An 18,145-nucleotide genomic window follows, 5' to 3' on the forward strand; every position below is an offset into this window, starting at 1 on the left:
AAAATTATCAATTATTTATATAAAATAAAAAATAAATAAAAAAAAGTAAAATAAAGGAAAAAAAAATGATTAAAAAAATAGCAGTTCTTACTAGTGGAGGAGATTCTCCAGGAATGAATGCTGCTATTCAAAGCATAATTCACTCATCTTATAAAAATAAAATAAGAATTTTAGGAGTTTTAGATGGTTATTTAGGTTTATGTCAAGATAATATTATAAAGTTAAAAAATAATTTTTCTAATATTATTAATCAAGGAGGAACTATTTTACGAACTGCAAGATATAAAAAATTTAATCAAAAAAAAGAAAGAAAAATAGCAATTAAAAATATGAAAAATAGAAATATTGATGCATTAATAGTTATAGGAGGAAATGGAACATATATAGGAGCAAATAAATTAAATAAAATGGGTTTTCCATGTATTGGTATTCCTGCAACAATTGATAACGATATTTTAGGAACAGATTATACTATTGGTTATAATACAGCATTAGAAACAATTGTTAAATCTATAGATAAATTAAGAGATACTTCTTCTTCTCATCAAAGAATTTCAATTGTTGAAATAATGGGTAGAAATTGTGGAGATTTAACTTTATTTTCTTCTCTTGCTTGTTGGTGTGAATTTATAATTACTCCAGAAATTTTATATAATGAAAAAAAACTAATACATAAAATTAAAAAAAGTATTAAAAAAGGAAAAAAAAATATAATTATTGCGATTACAGAAAAAATTTGTAATGTTCAAAAATTAGCAAAAAATATTGAATTAAAAATAAAAAAAGAAACTAGAGCTACAATTTTAGGTCATATTCAAAGAGGAGGTTCTCCAGTAGCTATTGATAGAATTTTAGCTTCCAGAATGGGTTTTTATTCTATACAACTTTTATTAAAAAACAAATTTGGAAAATGCATTGGAATACAAAATAATAAAATTATTAGTCATAATATTAATGATTTATTAAAATTTAAAAAAAAAAAATTTAAAAAAAAATTAATGTTTGTATCTAATAATTTATATTAAGATGTATTATCATTCTTTATTTATATTTTTAATTTAGAAGATATTTTAATCATTTTTTTAAAATTTTTAAAATTTAAAGATCCTGAACCAATTAAAACTCCATCAACATATTTTTGATTTATTATATTTTTTATATTATCACAAGAAACAGATCCTCCATATTGCATATATACTTTAATATCTTGAAAACTATTTTTTAAAATATATTTTTTTATAATTTTTAAAATTTTATTAATTAAATTTGGGGATGCTGTTTTTCCACTACCAATAGACCATCTTGGTTCATATGCAATAATTGAATTATTAAAAGCTAATTTTCCACATTTTAAAAAAATAGAATCAATTTGTTTTTTTAAAACTTTATCTGTTAATCCTAATTTTTTTTCTTTTTTTGTTTCTCCAATACATAATATTGGAATTATTTTATTTTTTTTAATAGAATTAAATTTTTTTGCTATTAATTTATTATTTTCATTATGATTTTCTCGTCTTTCAGAATGACCTAAAATAACATATTTTATACCAATTTCTTTTATCATATTTGCAGATAATTCACCAGTAAATGCTCCAGTTTCATGATAATCTATATTTTGAGATGCAAAAAATATTTTTTTATTATTGATTAATTTTTTCATTTGTTCAATATATATTACTGGAGGAGACATTATAATTATATTATTTTTTAAATATTTTATAATATTAGAAGTAAAATATTTTGAGAATTTATTTACTAATGCTTTATTTCCATTTAATTTCCAATTAGCTATAATAATTATTTTTTTCATAAATTTCTCTTTTTATAAATGTTAAATTACAACAATATTTTTAAAAATTATTTAATTTATAGTATTTAAAAGTATAGTATTTGACTTTTACGTACTATAAATTTTTATTTATAAAATTTTTTTAAAAAAAAATTATTCAAAATTTTTTGCATCAGTAAAAGCATTACTCATGGTATTAGAATAATTTTGTTTATTATTATCAGAATTTTTATTGTTTTTATTTTTTTTATTTAAAAAAGATAAATATACAATTCTTTTTTTTCTATCTATACTATGTATAATAAATTCTAATATTTTTTTATTTTTTAATTCTTTTATTTTTTTTTCTATATCTTTTTTATTAAGTTTTGAACACTTCACAATTCCAACAATATTATTTTTAAGAGAAATTGTTAATTTTTCTTTTAAATTATAAGATTTTAAAACACCTAAAACAATAGAATTTTTTTTATGTTTTTTTATATATGAATTAAATGGATCTTTTTTAGTATGTTTAATACTTAAAGAAATTCTTTCTCGTTCTGAATCTACTTGTAAGACTATTGCAGAAATTTTATCTCCTTTTTTAAATTTTTTTACTGCTTGTTCTCCAGTAATTTCCCAATCTATATCAGATAAATGAACTAATCCATCTATTCCTCCTTTTAATCCTATAAATATTCCAAAATCTGTAATTGATTTAATTATTCCTTTAACTTTTACTCCTTTTTTATTAATTTTAGAAAATTCTTTCCATGGATTTTTAGTACATTGTTTTAATCCTAATGAAATACGTCTGCGTTCTTCATCAATATTTAAAATCATTACTTCAATTTTTTCATTTAATTTTACTACTTTAGATGGATGAATATTTTTATTTGTCCAATTCATTTCAGATATGTGAACTAATCCTTCTATTCCTTCTTCAATTTCTACAAAACATCCATAATCTGTTAAATTAGTAATTTTTCCACTAATTTTAGATTTTTCTGGATATCTTATAGAAATATTATTCCAAGGATCCTCTCCTAATTGTTTTAATCCCAATGAAACTCTTGTTTTATCTTTATCAAATTTTAGTATTTTTACTAAAATTTCTTCTCCAATACTAACTATTTCATTAGGATGTTTTACTCGTTTCCAAGCCATATCAGTAATATGTAATAAACCATCTACACCTCCTAAATCAATAAATGCACCATAATCTGTTAAATTTTTTACAATTCCTTTAATTTCCATTCCTTCTTTTATGTTTTTTAATAATTGTTCTCTTTCAGCTCTGTTTTCTGATTCAATAACAGCTCTTCTAGATACAACTACATTATTTCTTTTTTGATCTAATTTTATAACTTTAAATATTAATTTTTTTCCTTCTAAATGAGATGTTTCTCTAATTGGTCTAATATCTACTAAAGAACCAGGTAAAAAAGCACGAATATCATTTAATTCAACTGTAAATCCACCTTTTACTTTTCCATTAATTATACCTTCTATATTTTTAGATTTTTTATAAGTTTTTTCTAAAATTAACCAAGATTGATGTCTTTTTGCTTTTTCACGTGATAATATCGTTTCTCCAAATCCATTTTCTACAGAATCAAGAGATAATTTTACTTTATCTCCAATATTAACTTCTATAACTCCTTTTGAATTTTTAAATTGCTCAATTGGTATTAAAGATTCTGATTTTAATCCAGAATCAACTAAAATATTTTCTTTATTAATTGAAAGAACAATTCCTTTAATAATAGATCCTATTTTTGTTTGAGTAGATTTTAATGAATCTTGAAATAATTGTGAAAATGATTCTTTCATATTGTTTTATACTTTTTTTATTTAAAACATTTAAACTTTTTAACATCAATGTTTAAAAAGTTTTTTAATAATCCTATTTACTTTTCCTTGTTATAGGTTGTTTTTTTAATTTTTTATAAATATATTTTAAAGTAAATTTTAAAGTATCTTTAAAATTCATATTTGTTGAATCAATAATTATAGCATTTTTATCAGGTTTTAAAGGACATACACTTCTATTTTTATCTCTATTATCACGTTTTTTCATTGTTATAATTAATTTTTTAAAATTAATATCAAGTCCTTTAGATTTCATTTCTAAAAAACGTCTATTTGCTCGTTCTTTAATATTTGTAGTTAAAAATATTTTCAATATTGCATCTGGAAAAACAACTGTTCCCATATCTCTTCCATTAGTAACTAATCCTGGAAAAATTCTAAATTTTCTTTGTTCATTTAATAACCATTTTCTTATATAAGGAAAAATAGCAATTTTTGAAGATATAATAGAAATTTTTTCAGAACATAATATGTTTGATATATTTTTTTTTTCAAAAATTATTTTTATTTTATTATTATAATATTTAAAATTAAATACTATATTTTTTAAAATAGGAATAATATTTTTTTCATTTATTGATATATTATATTTTATAATATAAAATGCAATAATTCTATATAGATATCCGGATTCTAAAAAGTTCCATTTTAATTTTTTTGAAATAGCATAAGATAATGTACTTTTACCTACCCCACTCGGTCCATCAATAGTTATTACAGGAATTATTTTATTCATTTATATATCTTTTTTTTAAAATTTTAAAAAAATGTAATTTTATAAAATTATTTTTAATATTTACATAAAGAAAAAAAATCTGAAAAAAAAGTTGGAAATGTTTTATTTATACATTTTGGATTTAAAATTGTAACGGATTTTTTAGATAAACACACTAATGAAAAACACATTGCCATTCTATGATCATTATAAGTTTTAATTTCTACTTTATTAAATTTTTTTGGTGGTTTAATTATTAAAAAATCTTTTCCTTCTTTAATTTGTGCTCCAACTTTTTTTAATTCAGTTGACATAGCATGCAAACGATCTGTTTCTTTTACTCTCCAATTATATATATTTCTAATAATAGTTTTACCTTTTGCAAATAATGCGGTTATAGCAATTGTCATCGCTGCATCAGGAATATGATTCATATCCATATCTATTCCTTTTAATTTATTTTTTGTACATTTAATATATTTTTTTCCTAAATAAATTTTTGCTCCCATTTTTTTTAAAACAGAACTAAATTGTATATCTCCTTGTATACTATTTTTCCCAATTCCATTAATTTTAACTGTTCCTCCTTTTATTGCTGCAGCAGATAAAAAATAAGAAGCAGAAGATGCATCTCCTTCAATATAATATTTTTTTGGAGACTTATAAATTTGGTTTCCTAAAATAGAAAAAATTTTATAATTATCATTTTTTATAATTATTCCAAAAGATTTTATCATTTTTATAGTAATATCTATATATGGTTTAGAAACTAATGTTCCAATAATAAATATTTTAGTATTTTTTTTAGCTAATGGAGAAGAAATTAAAAGAGCAGTTAAAAATTGACTAGATATACTTCCATTTAAATATATTTTACCACCTTTAAAATTTCCATTAGTTTGAACTGGAAGAAAATTTTTTTTTTTAAGATACGTAATTTTTGATTGACCTTGAATTAAAGCTTGAACTAAATGTTTAATTGGTCTTTTTTTCATTCGTTTATCACCAGTAATAATAATATTATTATTTTTTATTGATAAAACTGATAAAAGAGAACGAACTGCTGTTCCAGCATTTCCTAAAAATAAAGTTAAATCTTTATTTTTTGGGAATTTTAATCCAGAACCATATATATTACATATAGTATTGTTTTTTGAAAGAATATATTTTATTCCTAATAATTTTAAAGCATTTAACATATACTTTACATCATCACTATATAAAATATTTTTTAAACAAGTTTTTCCTTTAGATATTGCAGATAATAACAAAGCTCGATTTGTAATACTTTTAGATCCAGGAAGAAATATTTCTCCTTTAATTTTTATAGGAGAATTAATAATAATTTTTTTTTTATTTTTCATAATCAACCATTTGTTAATATTATTAATAAATTTATTTTAAAAAAATTTTATAATTAATTTTCATGTTTATATTTTTTTTCAAAATAAGACATAAATTTAACTAATAATTTAACTCCATCAATTGGCATAGCATTATATATAGAAGCTCTCATTCCACCAAATAATTTATGATTATTTAAAGCATATAAATTATTTAAATTTGATTCTTTTAAAAATAAATTGTTCAATTTTGAATTTTTTAATTGAAAAATAACATTCATACATGATCTATTTTTTTTTGTTATATTATTAATATAAAAATCACTATTATCAATTTTTTTATATAATAGTTTTGCTTTTTCTATATTTCTTTTTTCTATTTCTTTTAAACCTCCTATTTTTTTTAACCATATAAATACTAAATTTGATAAATACCAAGAAAAATTTGTTGGTGTATTATAAATTGAATTATTTTCTAACATTATTTTATAATTTAAAATAGATGGAATATATTTATTTTTTGATTTTATTAATTTTTTTTTAATTATTATAATAGTAATACCAGATGTTCCAATATTTTTTTGAGCACTAGCATAAATTAAAGAATATTTTTTTATATTAATTTTTCTAGAAAGTAATGTTGAAGAAAAATCTCCAATTACATTTTTTTTTTTAAAATTTGGTTCTTCATTAATAGATATTCCTTCAATAGTTTCATTTGGACAATAATGAATATATTTTGATTTATTATGAATTTTCCATTTTTTCATAGGAAGAATAAATTTTTTTTTATTTTTTATATATGAAACATTAATAATATTTGTATTACAATATTTTTTTGATTCTTTTGCAGCTTGATAAGACCAATGACCACTATAAATATAATCAACTATATCTTTTTTTTTTGTCAAATTCATTGGAATTGAAGAAAATTGACCTCTCGCTCCTCCATGACAAAATAATATTTCATAATTTTTTGGTATATTTAATAAATTTCTTAAATTTTTTTTTGAATTTTTAATAAGTTTTAAAAATTCTTTACTTCTATGACTAATCTCTAAAACTGATGATCCAATATTATTCCAATTAAAAAATTCTTTTTTTGCTTGAATCATAACTTCAATTGGTAACATAGATGGTCCAGAACTAAAATTATAAATTTTATTCATATTTTTTACCATTTTTTTTTTTATTATTTTTAAAAATTTTTATTAAATTTATGAAAGAAATTTTAATCCATTCATATATTTATCACGTAAAATTTTTGGTATTTTAATTCGTCCATCTTTTAATTGATAATTTTCAATTATTGCAGCTAAAGTTCTTCCAATAGCTAATCCAGATCCATTTAATGTATGCACATATAAATTTTTTTTTTTTTTATTATCAAAATAACGAGCTTTCATTCTTCTAGATTGAAAATCTAACATATTAGAACAAGAAGAAATTTCTTTATAAGATTTTTGAGAAGGATACCAAACTTCTAAATCATATGTTTTAGAAGATGAAAAATTTGTTTCTCCAGAACATAACAATATTTTTCTATATGGAAGTTTTAAAAGTTTTAATACTTTTTCTGCATGTGATGTAATTTCTTCTAAAGCTTGATTAGATTTTTTAGGATGAGTAATTTGAACTAATTCAACTTTATCAAATTGATGTAATCTAATTAATCCTTTAAAATTTTTACCATAAGATTTAGATTCGTATCTAAAACATGGAGTATTGGCAACAAATTTTTTTGGTAAATCAGATTTTTTTAAAATTGAGTTTTGAACTAAATTAGTTAATGGAACTTCAGCTGTAGGAATTAAAAAATAATTATTTTTATTATGTTTTTTATTTGAATTAATATGAAAAAGATCTGAACTAAATTTAGGAAATTGACCAGTTCCATACATACTATTTTTATTAACAATATATGGAACATAAACTTCTTGATATTTATGTAAATTTATATGAAGATCTAACATAAATTGACCTAATGATCTATATAATTTTGCTAAACTTCCTTGAATAATAGTAAAATTTGACCCGGAAATATTTACAGATGCGTTCCAATTAAAACCATTTATTTTATTTCCTAATTGAATATGATTTTTATTTAAAAAATTATTTTTTTTGATCTTTCCATATTTATATATTATTTTATTATTACATTCGTTTTTTCCAATAGGTACATCATTTAATAAAATATTTGGTATATTTACAGAAAAATAATATATTTTTTTTTTTATATCTATAAATTTTTTTTTATATTTATTAATTTTTTTACTTAATTTTATATTTTTTTTTTTAAACTTTTTTTTTTCTAATTTAATATTTTTAGAACTTCCAATAATTTTTGAAATATTTTTTTGAATAGATCTTAATTTTTCACTTTTTATTTGTATTTTTTTTCTATTTCTTTCTAATTTTTTAAATTTTTTAACATCTAATATAAATCCTTTTTTTAATAATTCTAAAGCAATTTTTTTTGTTGATTTTCTTAAAATTTTTGGATCAATCATATATTATTACTCATAATGATGTATTTTTTATAAAAAATTTTTGTATATAAATATATTTTTATAAAATTTTTCTATAAAAATATTAGAAAATATATTTTTATATAAATTTATTTAATTTTATTATACTATAATTAATTAAATGAATAAAAAATACATTATAAATACTTAATAAAAATATTAATATGAAAAAAATAATACATAATAAAATAATCATAATTGGATCTGGACCTGCAGGATATACTGCTGGAATATATTCTGCAAGAGCTAATTTAAACCCAATTATAATTTCAGGAAATCTTCCTGGAGGTCAATTAACTAATACAAATATGATAGAAAATTGGCCTGGAGATTATAAAACATTAAATGGAATAAAATTCATAAATAGACTAAAAAAACATGCATTAAAATTTAATACAAAAATTATTAATGATCATATTATTTCTGTAAATTTTCATTCTAAACCTTTTATTTTAAATGGAGAAATAAATAAATATACTACTAATGCTGTAATCATAGCTACAGGAGCTATTCCAAAATATTTAAATATTAATTCAGAAAAATTATTTTTAGGAAAAGGAGTTTCTACTTGCGCAATATGTGATGGATTTTTTTACAAAAATAAAATTGTTTCAGTTATTGGAGGAGGTAATTCAGCATTAGAAGAAGCATTATATTTATCCAATATTGCAAAAACAGTTCATTTAATTCATAGAAGAGATGTTTTTACAGCAGAAAAAATTTTAATTAATAGAATATTAAAAAAAATAAAAAATAAAAAAATTATTTTTCATAAATCTTTTATAGTTAAAAAAATTATTGGGGATTCTATAAAAGTTAAAAAAATAAAAATACAATCTGTAAAGAATAAAGAAATAATTAAAATTAATTTATCTGGAGTTTTTATTGCTATTGGATATAAACCAAATACAAAAATATTTAAAAAAAAAATAAAAATGAAAAATAACTATATTACTTTAAAAAATTCAAAAAAATATTTATCACAAACAAATATTCCTGGAATTTTTGCTGCAGGTGATGTTGTTTATAATTCTTATAGACAAGCTATTACTGCATCATCTAGTGGATGTATAGCTTCTTTAGATGCAGAAAAATATATCGAACATTTATAAATAAATTAAATTTTTTTATAAAATATATTAAATAGAATATATTAAAAAAATAATATATAATTAAAAAAATAAATTTAAAAAAAAAATAAAGAGAATATAAATGGTTAAAGAAAAAAATATTGAAATGCAAGGAACAGTAATAGATACATTACCTAATACAATGTTTCGTGTAGAATTAGAAAATAAACATGTAATTATAGCTCATATTTCAGGAAAAATGAGAAAAAATTATATTAGAATTTTAACAGGAGATAAAGTTACTGTTGAATTAACATCATATGATTTAACTAAAGGAAGAATTATATTTAGAAGTAGATAATTATTTTAAAAAAATTATTTTAAAAATTTTAAAATATCCTTTCAAAAAAAAAAAAAAAAAAAAAAAAAAAAATATTTATTTTATAAAAAATATATAAAAAAAATAAAAAACTTTTATTTATATAAAAAATTTTATAAATTAATATTTTTTAAATATGTTTAAAAATTTATTAAAAATATTTTAAAATATTTGTTTTTTTTAAAAAAAAATTCATTTTTTTTAGGATTATTATGCGAACTGATTATTGTGGAAAAATTAATAAAAAACATATTTCTAAAACAGTAAGTATTTGTGGATGGATTGATAAAATACGAAATATTGGAAAAATAATTTTTGCAGATGTACGAGATCGAGAAGGAATTGTTCAAGTTCTTTTTTTATCTAAAGAAAAAAATGTTTTTCAGATAGCTGAAAAAATAAAATTAGAATATTGTGTTCAAATTTTTGGAACAGTACAAGAAAGATCTAATAATAATAAAAACTTAAATATGTTAACTGGAGAAATAGAAGTCGTTGCATTTAAATTAAAAATTTTAAATACTTCAAAAAAATTACCTTTTGATCCTGATAATTGTAAATCACAAAAAACACTTTTAAAATTTCGTTATTTAGATATTAGAAAATCTAAAATTATTAAAAATCTTAAAATTAGACATTTAATTACAAAATATATTATAAAATTTATGAATTTTAATAATTTTTGGAATATAGAAACTCCTATATTAACTAGTTCTACACCTGAAGGAGCTCGTGATTACTTAGTTCCAAGTCGAATTCATATTGGAAAATTTTATGCTTTACCTCAATCTCCTCAATTATTTAAACAATTATTAATGATTTCTGGAATAGATAAATATTATCAAATAGTAAAATGTTTTCGTGATGAAGATTTACGATCAAACAGACAACCAGAATTTACACAAATTGACATAGAAGTATCTTTTATGAATGAAATAAAATTATGTAAAATAATTGAAAAAATGATTATTTTATTATGGTCAAAAATTAAAAATGTTCAATTAAAAAATATTAAAAAGTTGTCATTTCATCAATCAATAAAAAATTTTGGAACAGATAAACCTGATTTAAGAAATCCATTAAAAATAATTGATATTAATGATTTATTAAAAAATACAAATTTATTAAATAATTTTAATATTTTAAAAGAAAGAATAGTAATTATAAAACTTCCAAATGGAATGAATTTATTATCAAAAAACATAAATTTTTATACAAAAGAATTAAAAAAATATAAAATTCAAAACTATGAATTCATAAAAATAAAACATCAAAATATAAAAAAAAAATACTTTAAAAAAAGTTTTTTTAATAACTTAAATTTAAATATTATAAAAAAAATTTTTATTCGAAATAAAATATATAAAAATGATATTTTAATTTTTATTCATGATTCTAAAAAAAAAATTAATAATTGGTTTAGTCAAATTCGGGATTCAATAGCTATGGATTTAAATTTAATAAATAAATCAGATTGGTCTATAGTTTGGATTACAAATTTTCCAATGTTTAAAAAAATGTTAAATGGAAATTTTTCTCCTATGCATCATCCATTTACTGCTCCTATAAACAATAATATATCTGATCTTTTAAAAAATCCTGAATCATCTATTTCAAAATCATATGATTTAATTATAAATGGTCAAGAAATAGGTGGAGGTTCAGTTAGAATTAACAATAAAAAAATGCAAAAAGCTGTTTTTAAAATAATTAAATTAAATGATACAAAAAAATTAAATTTTTTTTTAAATTCTTTATCTTATGGAACCCCTCCTCATGCTGGAATTGCTTTGGGATTAGATCGAATTACTATGTTATTAACTAATAGTATTAATATTAGTGATGTTATTGCATTTCCTAAAACAACTTCAGCAAATTGTTTAACTACTGGAGCTCCGGATTTTTTAAATAAAAATGATTTAAATATATTAGGAATTAAATTAAATAAAAATAAATTAAATAAATAATTTATTCTTCATACAAAAGTAAATAAAAAATTTTTTATTTTTTAAAAAATAAACTAAATATGAAAATAATTGATAAAATTAAAACAATAATTGGACTAATTGGAATTAAATAATAATAAGATATAAAAATTCCTAAAGTTAAAGAAAAAATACTTAATATAATTGAAATTATCACTGAATTTTCTGGAGAATATGAAAATTTTTGAGAAATAGAAGTTGGTATAACCAACAATGAAGTAATTAATAAAACTCCAAAAAATTGAATAGAAATGCCAATTGTAAAGGCTGTTAAAAACATTAATATAAAACGAATAAGATAAACATTAATTCCATTGATTTGAGCTAAATCAGAATTAACTATTATAAATAAAAATTTTTCCCAAAAGTAATATAATGTCATTAAAATAATTATGCTAAAAAAAAATATAATAAAAATATCATGTACACATATTTTTGATAAATCTCCAAATAAATATTTTGGAATATCAATATTTTTATTTTTTGAAATAATATTTAACAAAATAATACCAATAGATAATGATATATTTGTTAAAATATTTACTATTGCATCAATTTTAATTTTTGAATATGTTTCAATAAAAAAAATACATAATAAAAAAAATATAATTAAAAAAATATTTAATATAAAATAGTTAAAATTGAATATATAACTTAAAGAAACCCCTAAAAATAAAGAATGCGATAAAGAATCTCCAAAAAAAGACATCCTTTTCCATACTATTAATGCTCCTATAGGAGAAGAAATTAATATAATAAATATACCAATAAACCATTCAAAAAATAATTGTTTATTCATAAAATATTTAAACTCTTAAGAAAATTTTAAAAATTATGTTCATGATTATGATTATGATTATAAAAAGCAAATTTTTTTATTTTAATAGATCCAAACATTTTAATAAAATTTTTATTTTTTGATATTAATTTCGGTGTACCAGAACAACAAATATGTTTATTTAAACAAATAACTTTATCTGTTTGATTCATAACAAAATTTAAATCATGAGAAACTATTAAAATAGAACATTTTAATTTCAATTTTATTTTATAAATTAATTTATATAATTTAATTTGACCTAATAAATCCATTCCTTGAGTAGGTTCATCTAAAACTAAAAAATTAGGATTATTTAATAAAGCTCTAGCTAATAAAACTTTTTGAATTTCTCCTGCAGATAAATTATTTAAATATTTATTTTTTAATTTTTCAGCTCCTACTTTTTTTAAATTTGATATAATTATATTTTTTTTATATAGATTAGACATAATCATAAATTTATAAACTGTCATTCGAAATGGAATATTTAAATCAACATTTTGAGGAACATATCCTATACGATGTTTTTTAAAATAAATTATTTTTCCTGAACTTTGTTTTTTTAATTTTAAAATTATTTTAATTAATGTTGATTTTCCAGCACCATTTGGTCCAATTAAAGTTAAAATTTTATTTTTTTCTATACATAATGAAATATTTTTTAATATTGTTTTGTTATTTTTTTTTAAAAAAATATTTTTTAGAATGATCAATTTAATTTTCTCTATAAATTATATANTNTNANANANANANANANTTTAAAAAATTTTATTAAAATATTACTTTTAAAATACGATTAGTATTAGTATTTCCAGGAATTCCTTTGATATCTCCTTGAGTAATTATAACTATATCATTTAATTGTAAATAACTATTATTATATAATATTTTTATTGCTTCTTTTGCAGCTTCTAAACCTTCTTTATGTGTATCAAAAAATACAGGAATAACACCTCTATATAAAGAAGTTAAATTTAATGTTTTTTTATTTTTTGATAATGCAAAAATAGGAAGACCAGAACTAATTCTAGATGTAATTAATGGAGTATTTCCAGATTCTGTCATTGTAATTATTGCTTTAACTCCTTTTAAATGATTAGCTGAATACATAGCAGACATAGAAATAATTTCTTCAATATTATTAAATGACATATTAATTCTATATCTTGAAATATTTATACTTGGAACTTTTTCTGCCCCTTTGCATACTTTAGACATTATTCTTACTGTTTCTACTGGATTTTTTCCAGAAGCAGTTTCTGAAGATAACATTACCGCATCACTTCCATCTAATACAGCATTTGAGACATCCATAACTTCTGCTCTAGTTGGAATAGGATTAACAATCATAGATTCCATCATTTGAGTAGCTGTTATTACAACTCTATTTAATTGACGAGCTTTTCTAATAAGTTTTTTTTGCATACCTGCTAATTCAGGATACCCAATCTCAATTCCTAAATCACCTCTTGCAACCATTATTGCATCTGAAGATAATATAATTTCTTCTATCACTTTATCTGTTTTAACGGATTCAGCACGTTCTAATTTAGCAATAATTTTTGCTGAACTTCCTGCTTTAATCATTAATTCTCTTGCAATTTTTAAGTCTTTTGAAGATTTTGGAAAAGAAACAGCTAAATAATCTACATTAATTTTAGAAGCAATTAATATATCTCTTTTATCTTTATTAGTAATAGATCCTGCATTTAACCCTCCTCCTAATTTATTAATTCCTTGGTTATTTTTTAAAACACCACCTATTAAAACTTTTGTTTCAACTTTTAATTTTTTAACATTTAACACTTTTATTTGAATTTTTCCATCATCTAATAATAAAATATCATTTACAGATATATCATTAGGTAAATTTTTATAATTAAATCCTACTTTTTTTGTATTTCCTAATTTATTTTTATAAAAATAATCTAATAAAAAAAAATCTCCTTTTTTTAGAAATATTTTATTTTTTTTAAATTTTGAAATTCTAATTTTTGGACCTTGTAAATCTCCTAAAATAGCTACATTACTTTTAGTTTTTTTAATAATTTTTTTTGCTTTTTTTATTCTAATAATATGTTCTTCTGAAGTTCCATGAGAAAAATTTATTCGTAAAACATTTGCTCCAGATAAAATAATTTTTTTTAATACTTTACTTGAATCTGTTGATGGTCCAAGAGTTACAACAATTTTTGTTCTTCTAATTCGTTTTAACATATTTTTTCCTAAATATTTATTGTATTCTTTTAAATATATTAATTTTAAATATAATATAAACAAATTTTTTATAATTAAATAAAAATTTATATTATTTTTATATATAAAATAATTTATATTATATATGAGTATATAATTCAAAATTTATTAATTAATTTAAATATATTATAAAAAAATAATTATTATATAGTAAATATAATAATTTTTATTTTTATATAAAATATGAACAAAAATAATAAAATTTTTATATATTATATAATATGATTTACTTAAAAAGTAGTTTTGATATAAGAATATTTATACTTTAATAAATAGGATATTATAGTGTTTGATAAAAAAATTAAAAAATATGATTTAATAATTTTTGGAACAAAAGGTGATTTAGCAAGAAGAAAGTTATTTCCTGCTTTATATCAATTAGAAAAATTATTAAAATTATATAAAAATACAAGAATTATTGGAATTGGAAGAGCTAATTGGACTCAAAAAAAATATAAAAAAATAATTAAAAATTCAATCGAAAATTTTTCTAATATTAAAATAAAAAAAAAAATATGGATAAAATTTAGTTCTAGATTATATTTTTGTAATATTGATGTAAATAATATATCAGATTTTTATAAATTAAAAAAAATTTTAATAAAATCAAATAAAATGAGAATTTATTATTTTGCGATACCTCAAAATACTTTTAAAAATATTTTTAAAGGATTAAAAAAAATAAATTGTAATACTTCATCTGATAGAATTATTTTAGAAAAACCTATTGGAAATTCTTTAAACACATCAAAAAAAATTAATAATCAAGTAGGAAAAAACTTCAATGAAAAACAAATTTTTAGAATAGATCATTATTTAGGAAAAGAAACAATTTTAAATTTAATATCTTTAAAATTTTCTAATTCTATTTTTTTTACAAATTGGAACAATACTACAATAGATCATGTTCAAATTACAATAGCTGAAAAAGTAGGAATAGAAGGAAGATGGAGTTATTTTGATAAAACTGGACAAATGAGAGATATGATTCAAAATCATTTATTACAAATATTATCTATTTTAACAATGTCTACTCCTATTAATCTTGAATCAGATAATATTAGAAATGAAAAATTAAAAATTTTAAAATCGTTAAGAATAATAAATGATAAAAATATTAATAGAAAAACTGTGAGGGGGCAATATACATCTGGATTAATTGATAAAAAAGAAATACCAGCATATATTAATGAAATAGATGCAGTTAAAAATAGTAATACAGAAACTTTTGTATCTATTAAAGCTAATATAGATAATTCTCAATGGTATGGGGTTCCTTTTTATTTAAGAACTGGAAAAAGATTACCAATTAAACATTCTGAAATTGTTATTTATTTTAAAAATAATAATAATAATTTATTTTATAAAACAAAAAAATTACCATTAAATAAAATTGTTATTCGATTACAACCAAATGAAGGATTAGATATTTTTATTATTAACAAAATACCTAAATTAGATTCAAAATATAAATTAAAAGAAATAAAATTAAATTTTAATTATAATAAAAGTTTTAAAAAATATAGATTATATGATGCTTATGAAAGATTATTATTAGAAAGTTTTTTTGGATCTCAATCATTATTTGTTCGAAGAGATGAAATAGAAGCATCATGGAAATGGATAGATTCTATTATTAATTCTTGGAAAAAAAATAATTCTAAATTAGAATTATATAAAGCAGGAACATGGGGACCTAAATCTTCAGAAAATCTTTTAAAAAAAGATGGAAGAGAATGGAATAAAATTAATTAAATTATATTGAATTCATAATAAAATATGTTATAAAATTATACATTTAATAAAATTTAATATAAAAATTTTTATTAATTTTAAAATTATTATTTAAAATAAAAATTATGTATTTATAAAATTTTTAATATAAAAATAAAATTTGTTCTATTAAATTATTTTAAACAAAGGATAATAAATGATTCGAGTGTTATTATTTTTATTAACAAATTTAGCAGTAACAATTATTTTATGTATATTATCTTTTTTTATTGGAATACAAAATCATAATCTTTACATGTTTATTATTTCAACATTTATATTTGGATTTAGTGGATCATTTATCTCTCTTTTATTATCAAAAAAAATAGCTCTTCTTTCTATTAAATCTTATATAATTAAAAATCCAAGAAATAAAACAGAAAAATGGTTATTAAAATTTATAGAAAAACAAGCAAAAAAATTAGAAATTAATACTCCTGAATTAACTATATATACATCTAATGATATAAATGCTTTTGCAACTGGACCAACAAAAAACTCTTCTTTAATTGCATTATCAGATAAATTAATAGATGTAATGAATAAAAATGAAATTAAAGCAGTTATTTCTCATGAAATTACTCATATTTCTAATGGAGATATGGTAACTATGACTTTAATTCAAGGAATAGTAAATACATTTGTAATTTTTTTATCAAAAGGAATTGCTTATATTATATCTTATATTTTTTCAGATAATAAAAATAACGGAAATATTTTTATAAAAAATAATATTATTACTTTAATTTTAACATTATTTTTAGAAATTTTATTTGGAACTTTATCAAATTGTATTACAATGTGGTTTTCTAGAAAAAGAGAATTTTATGCTGATGCTGGATCAGCAAAAATTGTTGGAAAAAAACATATGATTTCTGCATTAAAAACAATAAATAATCATGTACAAACTTTTATAAAAGAAGAAAATCTTGCTACATTATCTATTCATGGAAAAAATAAAAAATTTTTAAATTTATTTATGTCTCATCCAACTATAAAAAATAGAATTAAAGCTTTAAATAATAAAACATATATGTAAAGATATTTTATCTTCATAAAAGAAAATAACTATTATTTTCTTTTATGAAATTTATTAATTAATTATTCTAATTTATTAATTAATTTAGTAATAATGTTAAACATTGTTTTTTATTTCAAAATCCTCTATGATAGAATAATTAATATTTTTATATAAATTTTATTTTTAAAAATTAAATTATTTTAAAAATCAATAAAATATAAAATATATTATAAAATAAAATTTTTTAATATCTTCTATGTAAATAATATATATTTATGTAATACAAATTTTTTTTCAAGGAAATTTTAAATGTCAAAGATTAAAGGCCAAGTAAAATGGTTTAATGAAGCAAAAGGTTTTGGATTTATCACTCCTGAAGATGGTAGTAAAGATGTTTTTGTTCATTTTTCTTCTATTCAAGGAGAAGGATTTAAAACTTTAGCTGAAGGTCAAAATGTAGAATTTGAAATTCAAGAAGGTCAAAAAGGCCCATCTGCTATAAATGTTTTTTCAATATAATAAAAATTATTTATTTAAATTTTATTAAAAATTTTTATAAACATTGAAAATTTTTAAAAAAACCTCTGTTCAGAATACGGAGGTTTAAAAATA

Annotated in this window: 16 protein-coding genes; 7 read left to right on the plus strand and 9 right to left on the minus strand. The window is 18.9% G+C overall.

Annotated features, from left to right (window positions below; genetic code table 11):
• Nucleotides 1–65: 65 nt before the first annotated feature.
• The gene (gene pfkA, locus RJT80_RS01070; RefSeq protein ID WP_343187589.1) at nucleotides 66–1,025 is read left to right on the plus strand and encodes a 6-phosphofructokinase; all 960 of its coding nucleotides are present in this window, start codon (nucleotides 66–68) and stop codon (nucleotides 1,023–1,025) included.
• A gap of 20 nt (nucleotides 1,026–1,045) precedes the next feature.
• Here pfkA and tpiA read toward each other — a convergent pair whose 3' ends face one another.
• The 6 genes from tpiA to serS form a co-directional block, all read right to left on the minus strand.
• Complete coding sequence (gene tpiA / locus RJT80_RS01075) at nucleotides 1,046–1,810, minus strand: triose-phosphate isomerase (RefSeq protein WP_343187590.1); 765 nt, start codon at nucleotides 1,808–1,810, stop codon at nucleotides 1,046–1,048.
• 132 nt (nucleotides 1,811–1,942) lie between these two features.
• Entirely contained in the window at nucleotides 1,943–3,604 is a 1,662-nt protein-coding gene (rpsA, locus tag RJT80_RS01080) for a 30S ribosomal protein S1 (protein ID WP_343187591.1), read from the minus strand.
• Nucleotides 3,605–3,677: 73 nt separating this feature from the next.
• Nucleotides 3,678–4,379 (minus strand): (d)CMP kinase, encoded by a 702-nt coding sequence (gene cmk / locus RJT80_RS01085; RefSeq protein ID WP_343187592.1) that lies wholly within the window; start codon nucleotides 4,377–4,379, stop codon nucleotides 3,678–3,680.
• A gap of 53 nt (nucleotides 4,380–4,432) precedes the next feature.
• On the minus strand, nucleotides 4,433–5,722 hold the full coding sequence (gene aroA / locus RJT80_RS01090; protein ID WP_343187593.1) for a 3-phosphoshikimate 1-carboxyvinyltransferase: 1,290 nt from the start codon (nucleotides 5,720–5,722) through the stop codon (nucleotides 4,433–4,435).
• A 53-nt stretch (nucleotides 5,723–5,775) separates the two neighbouring features.
• Nucleotides 5,776–6,870 carry a 3-phosphoserine/phosphohydroxythreonine transaminase gene (gene serC, locus RJT80_RS01095; protein ID WP_343187594.1) on the minus strand — a complete coding sequence of 365 codons (1,095 nt, stop codon included), beginning with the start codon at nucleotides 6,868–6,870 and terminating at the stop codon, nucleotides 5,776–5,778.
• Nucleotides 6,871–6,918: 48 nt separating this feature from the next.
• Nucleotides 6,919–8,211 carry a serine--tRNA ligase gene (serS, locus tag RJT80_RS01100; protein WP_343187595.1) on the minus strand — a complete coding sequence of 431 codons (1,293 nt, stop codon included), beginning with the start codon at nucleotides 8,209–8,211 and terminating at the stop codon, nucleotides 6,919–6,921.
• Between the two features lie 182 nt (nucleotides 8,212–8,393).
• Here serS and trxB point away from each other — a divergent pair, with 182 nt between their 5' ends.
• The 3 genes from trxB (at nucleotide 8,394) to aspS (ending at nucleotide 11,645) form a co-directional block, all read left to right on the plus strand.
• Nucleotides 8,394–9,341 (plus strand): thioredoxin-disulfide reductase, encoded by a 948-nt coding sequence (trxB, locus tag RJT80_RS01105; RefSeq protein ID WP_343187596.1) that lies wholly within the window; start codon nucleotides 8,394–8,396, stop codon nucleotides 9,339–9,341.
• Nucleotides 9,342–9,441: 100 nt separating this feature from the next.
• Nucleotides 9,442–9,660, plus strand: a complete 219-nt coding sequence (infA, locus tag RJT80_RS01110; protein WP_343183361.1) for a translation initiation factor IF-1 — start codon at nucleotides 9,442–9,444, stop codon at nucleotides 9,658–9,660.
• A 230-nt stretch (nucleotides 9,661–9,890) separates the two neighbouring features.
• Nucleotides 9,891–11,645, plus strand: a complete 1,755-nt coding sequence (aspS, locus tag RJT80_RS01115; RefSeq protein ID WP_343187597.1) for an aspartate--tRNA ligase — start codon at nucleotides 9,891–9,893, stop codon at nucleotides 11,643–11,645.
• Between the two features lie 34 nt (nucleotides 11,646–11,679).
• Here the strand turns inward: aspS and RJT80_RS01120 are convergent, their stop codons facing one another.
• The 3 genes from RJT80_RS01120 to pyk all read right to left on the minus strand — a co-directional run bounded on the left by RJT80_RS01120 (nucleotide 11,680) and on the right by pyk (nucleotide 14,700).
• Nucleotides 11,680–12,462: an iron chelate uptake ABC transporter family permease subunit gene (locus RJT80_RS01120; protein WP_343187598.1), complete on the minus strand. Its 783-nt coding sequence runs from the start codon at nucleotides 12,460–12,462 to the stop codon at nucleotides 11,680–11,682.
• Between the two features lie 26 nt (nucleotides 12,463–12,488).
• A complete protein-coding gene (locus tag RJT80_RS01125; protein WP_343187950.1) occupies nucleotides 12,489–13,202 on the minus strand; it encodes an ATP-binding cassette domain-containing protein in 714 nt (237 codons plus the stop codon).
• 52 nt (nucleotides 13,203–13,254) lie between these two features.
• On the minus strand, nucleotides 13,255–14,700 hold the full coding sequence (gene pyk / locus RJT80_RS01130) for a pyruvate kinase (RefSeq protein ID WP_343187599.1): 1,446 nt from the start codon (nucleotides 14,698–14,700) through the stop codon (nucleotides 13,255–13,257).
• Nucleotides 14,701–15,024: 324 nt separating this feature from the next.
• On the opposite strand from pyk, the gene zwf reads away from it, so the two are divergent.
• From zwf to cspE, 3 genes are all read left to right on the plus strand, one after another.
• Complete coding sequence (gene zwf, locus RJT80_RS01135; RefSeq protein WP_343187600.1) at nucleotides 15,025–16,494, plus strand: glucose-6-phosphate dehydrogenase; 1,470 nt, start codon at nucleotides 15,025–15,027, stop codon at nucleotides 16,492–16,494.
• A gap of 175 nt (nucleotides 16,495–16,669) precedes the next feature.
• Complete coding sequence (gene htpX, locus RJT80_RS01140) at nucleotides 16,670–17,551, plus strand: protease HtpX (RefSeq protein WP_343187601.1); 882 nt, start codon at nucleotides 16,670–16,672, stop codon at nucleotides 17,549–17,551.
• A 291-nt stretch (nucleotides 17,552–17,842) separates the two neighbouring features.
• Nucleotides 17,843–18,052, plus strand: a complete 210-nt coding sequence (cspE, locus tag RJT80_RS01145) for a transcription antiterminator/RNA stability regulator CspE (RefSeq protein ID WP_343183367.1) — start codon at nucleotides 17,843–17,845, stop codon at nucleotides 18,050–18,052.
• Nucleotides 18,053–18,145: the final 93 nt, after the last annotated feature.

The sequence above is a fragment of the Buchnera aphidicola (Periphyllus koelreuteriae) genome (assembly GCF_039360445.1).
GTDB classification, from domain to species: domain Bacteria; phylum Pseudomonadota; class Gammaproteobacteria; order Enterobacterales; family Enterobacteriaceae; genus Buchnera_J; species Buchnera_J aphidicola_BM.